The 3,891-nt window shown below is 61.4% G+C and carries 4 protein-coding genes; all 4 read left to right on the forward strand.

Features of this window, described 5'->3' with window-relative positions; genetic code table 11:
• The coding region (locus tag B4E36_RS23030) for a substrate-binding domain-containing protein (RefSeq protein ID WP_345900861.1) at positions 1-554 on the forward strand (554 nt) is incomplete at its 5' end.
• Between the two features lie 8 nt (positions 555-562).
• Positions 563-1,549: an ABC transporter permease gene (locus tag B4E36_RS23035; RefSeq protein WP_292056915.1), complete on the forward strand. Its 987-nt coding sequence runs from the start codon at positions 563-565 to the stop codon at positions 1,547-1,549.
• On the forward strand, positions 1,546-2,499 hold the full coding sequence (locus B4E36_RS23040) for an ABC transporter permease (RefSeq protein ID WP_292056916.1): 954 nt from the start codon (positions 1,546-1,548) through the stop codon (positions 2,497-2,499). Before B4E36_RS23035 ends, B4E36_RS23040 begins: the two co-directional genes overlap by 4 nt.
• A gap of 6 nt (positions 2,500-2,505) precedes the next feature.
• Positions 2,506-3,822, forward strand: a complete 1,317-nt coding sequence (locus B4E36_RS23045; RefSeq protein WP_292056918.1) for a M20 family metallopeptidase — start codon at positions 2,506-2,508, stop codon at positions 3,820-3,822.
• The last annotated feature ends 69 nt before the right edge of the window (positions 3,823-3,891 follow it).

Genomic DNA, 3,891 nt, shown 5'->3' on the forward strand with positions numbered 1-3,891 from the left:
TCAAGCGTGTTGGCCCAGACGCCAAGATCGGCATCGTCTCCGGCGAGGCCACGGCGTCCAACCTCAATGCCTGGATCGGCTTCATGCAGAAGACGGCCGAGGAAAAATACCCGGACCTGACGCTTCTCTCTCCGCAATATGCCGGCGGAACCGCTGAACGGGCCGCCCAGATTTCCGGCGACCTGATGACCGCCAACCCTGATCTGAAGGCAATCATCGCGGTTGCTTCCTCCACATGCCCGGGCGTTGCCCAGGCTATCGAAACCGCAGGCAAGGTCGGGCAGGTGATCGGAACGGGCTATTGCAGCCCGAACACGGCGCGCTCCTACCTGAAGAGCGGCGCCTTCGGCTTCACGGTTCTCTGGGACCCGGCCAAGCTCGGTTACCTGACGGTATGGGCCGGCAAGCAACTGATCGACGGAACCCCCTTCCAGGCCGAAAACGAGGTTCCGACCTTCAACGAGCCCGTCGCCTATGATGCCGAGACCGGCATTCTTCTGCTGGGCCCGCCGGCGGTCTTCACTGCCGACAATGTCGATAACTACGACTTCTGAGGCAGATCATGAATGCGATCCGACCGTGGGTCCGGCTGGGCCGACTGCTTAACGCACGCGAATGGTCATTGTTGATCGCGGCGCTGCTGGCCATCGCCCTGTTCACTGCCGGATCGCCCTACTTCGCGACCGCCGACAACGCGACCACGATATTGCGCAACAGTATCGAACTCCTGCTGGCGGCGCTCGGCATGACGTTGCTGCTCGCCATGGGGGGCATCGACATCTCGGTGGGCGTCGCCATGGGGGTCGCCGCCATCGTTGTGGGAAGATTGCTTCAGGCCGATACCTCGCCGTTTATTGCGGGCCTCTCGGGGCCGATTGCCGGGGCGCTTCTCGGCATTCTCACCGGCGCGGTCGTCGTGCTCGGCCGCATTCCCGCAATCGTCGGCACTTTGGGCCTGTTTGGCGTCTATCGAACAGCCGTCTTTGTCCTGCTCGGCGGGCAGTGGCTTTCCGGGCTTCCCACAGGCCTGACAGAAGTGATGGGGTTGCGGATCGCGGGTATGCCACTCTCGGCTGTGATTTTGATCCTTACCTATGCCGTCGTCTGGTTCCTGTTTCGCCGCACGCCGTTCGGCACGCACCTTCTGGCGATCGGACATTCTGAGGAGAAAGCCCGGCTTTCCGGTGTGCCCGTCACTCGCGTTCGCATGGCTGCCTTCGTTTTCTCCGGGGCGCTTGTCGGCCTGGCAGCGACCTTCTACATCGCCAACTACCGCAATGTCGCAATGACGGTCGGCGGTTCGCTGGGTCTGGATGCGGTTGCAGCTGTGGTTCTCGGCGGAACCAGCATTCTTGGCGGCAGGTGCAGTCTCGTGGGAACAGTGCTCGGCGTCCTGCTTCTGCGCATTTTGCAGAACGGCCTGCTGTTGATCGGCGTCCCGTCGCTTTGGCAGACGGTGGTAACCGGCGGTCTGCTGATCGCCGTGCTTACCCTCGAAGTTCTGGGCAATCGTTTGAACCTCGCCGAAGCGGGGTGGATGAAAAGATGAAACTTCGCAAACTCGAGGGACCGGCGCTGGTCCTGACCATTCTTCTGGCCCTTTGGGTCGTTGTTCTGGCTATCCTGCTATTTGCCCGCCCATCCTTTTTCAGCGCCTCGACGCTGACGACGATCCTTCAGTTCTCGACGATCCTGATGCTGGTCTCGATGGGGCAGGCGATCGTGATCCTCTCGGGCGGCGCCTGTATCGATTTGTCCGTTACCGGCAATGTATCGCTGACGGCGGTCTGTGCGATGCTTCTGGCGAAGGCGGGCATGCCATTCACCTTGGTGCCCGTCGTCTGCATTGTCATTGGCCTTGCGCTTGGCGCTCTCAACGGCGTCATCGTTACCCGTCTGTCGCTGCCGCCGCTGATCGTGACCCTTGCAACTTTATTTGTCTATTCGGGTCTGGCGCTTGCCGTGACCGGCGGTGCGGCCCAATCCGGCGTTCCAGCCTGGCTGACAGGTTGGGGTCGCGGGCTTGTCGGAGCTTTCCCGATGCCTTTCATAACGCTGGCCCTGCCGGTGGTGATCGTCATTGCAGCGCTTCTCTCGCTTACGTCCTGGGGTCGCTGGATCTATGCCATGGGCTTCAATGACCGCTCCGCCCGTCTCGTCGGCATCCCGGTCGAGAAGACGCGGCTTGTCCTCTACATGGTGAGCGGCACGCTCGCCGGGCTTGCAGCCCTTGTTTCTCTTGCCTGGCTTGGCAGCGCGCGCCCGAATATCGGCCAGAATCTCGAGCTTGATTCTCTGACAGCGGCCATGCTTGGCGGCATCGCCATCACCGGAGGACGCGGCGGCGTTCTGGGCGTGGCGGCCGCCGTCATCCTGATCGTGACGCTCAAGACCGGGCTATTGCAAATGAACGTCAATACCGTCTGGCAGATCGGGATCGTCGGCGCGCTTCTGATCGCCGTCCTGCTTGCCGAACGCCTTTCCGAACGCTGGAGCTAATGCCAAATGCCTTCCATAGAACAAATCATCGCTCAAAAAGTCGAAGACAGCGCCGACGACATCGTCAAAACGCTGAGCGATCTCGTGTCGTTTCCGTCGATCGTCAAATCCGACCCGACTACCGCCGGACCGGGCGAACGCGATTGCCAGCACTATCTCAAGGGGCGCCTGGAAAAGCTCGGCTTCGAAACCGACCTCTGGGATCCGGACGGACCGGCGCTTTATGAGAAATACAAGGGGCGACCGGGCGCCAACAAGGGCCGCACCTTCGAAGGCCGCCCCAATCTCGGCGGCGTGCTGAAGGGGAGGGGCGGTGGCCGATCGATCATGCTCACCGGTCATATCGATGTCGTGCCGCCGGGCGCTGCGGAGCACTGGAAGAGCGATCCGTTTACGGCGGTTGTCGAAGATGGCTTTGTCCGGGGTCGCGGAACGGTCGACATGAAGGGCGGCGTCGCCTGCATGCTGATGGCGGTCGAAATCCTGAAGACGCTTGATATCTCGCTTGCCGGGGACATCGTCTTCACCACCGTGGTCGACGAGGAGATCGGCGGGATGGGCTCGCTGGCCATGGTCGATCGCGGCTTCAAGGCCGACGCCGGCATCATGACCGAGCCGACGGCCAATCGCATCGCACCGCTTTGTCACGGTATTCTCTGGGGCCGGATCATCATCGATGGCGTCGGCGGTCATGCCGAGCTGACGCCGAATGCCTGGTATTCAAGCGGCCCCGTGGATGCCGTTCAGCTTACCAGACAGATGCTCGATGGCATCGACATTCTCAACCGCCGCTGGATGTTCGATCCCGGCAAGAACCACCCCTTGATGGACCTTCCGAACCAGATCATCGTCACCCAGGTCAATGTCGGAGAGCATCCGTCCTCCATGGCGGGCCGCGGTGAAATCATCATCGACGCTCAATATCTGCCCCACGAAAAGGATGAATTCGGCCTTGGCGGCGCCGTCAAGCGCGAGATCGAAGAGCATGTCGCCAATATCTGCCAGGCAGACCCTTATCTGCGCCAGCATCCCGCACGGGTCGAATGGATCCTCGACGCTGACTGCGCGGAAATCCCGGCCGACAGCGCATTTGTCAAAGTCTTTCAGGAGGCCACGGAAGCCTCAAGCCTGTCACCGGCGCTTTCCGGCTTCGGCGCGCATAGCGACATCGGCCTACCAACCTCGCTCGGCAACACGCCGACAGTGAACTTCGGCCCCGGCGATCCGGCCCAGTCGCATCAGCCCAACGAACAGGTTTCCATTCGCGACCTGATTGATTGCACCAAGGCCATCGCCATCGCCATCGCCAAGTGGTGCGCATGAGGCCGTAAATACACTCGATATTTCAATAACTTGGCCCACAAGAACATGGCGGAGGAGGTGGGATTCGAA

The sequence above is a fragment of the Martelella sp. UBA3392 genome (assembly GCF_002358775.1).
GTDB lineage: Bacteria > Pseudomonadota > Alphaproteobacteria > Rhizobiales > Rhizobiaceae > Martelella > Martelella mediterranea.